Source organism: Pseudoalteromonas sp. S1727 (genome assembly GCF_005886375.1).
In the GTDB taxonomy this organism is placed as follows: Bacteria; Pseudomonadota; Gammaproteobacteria; order Enterobacterales; family Alteromonadaceae; genus Pseudoalteromonas; species Pseudoalteromonas haloplanktis.
The window spans coordinates 1-295 of the sequence record NZ_PNDT01000367.1 but is presented as its reverse complement, the minus strand read 5'-3'; the positions used below and the strand labels follow the sequence as shown (position 1 = coordinate 295).

The following is a 295-nucleotide window of genomic DNA, read 5'->3' as shown; positions in this document are numbered from 1 at the left end:
GTCGAGTTAATTTTGGTGTTGATTATTATTTTTATAATTGCGATGCATGTGATAACTCAATCCCTCTCCGTGGAACTCCCTAAAGCACTAGTAACAAATAGTGAATTAACTGAACATGTAGAAAGTATAAGTTTCCAAGTTATGGCTAATGGTCAAATCAAATGGCAACAGCAAGATATTGATATTACTGCGCTTAAAGCTAACATAGAAAACATAGCGCAGCAATCTCCTCAACCTAGCTTGCAATATGCAAGGATCTGCAAAAGTACCCTATGAAAAAGTAGTACAAGTGATG

At 35.9% G+C, this 295-nt stretch carries 1 protein-coding gene; it reads left to right on the top strand.

Going from position 1 to position 295, the window contains the following annotated elements; genetic code table 11:
• A partial coding sequence (locus CWB85_RS22325) for an ExbD/TolR family protein (protein WP_171039084.1) occupies positions 1–276 on the top strand: 276 nt, incomplete at its 5' end.
• Positions 277–295 lie beyond the last annotated feature (19 nt).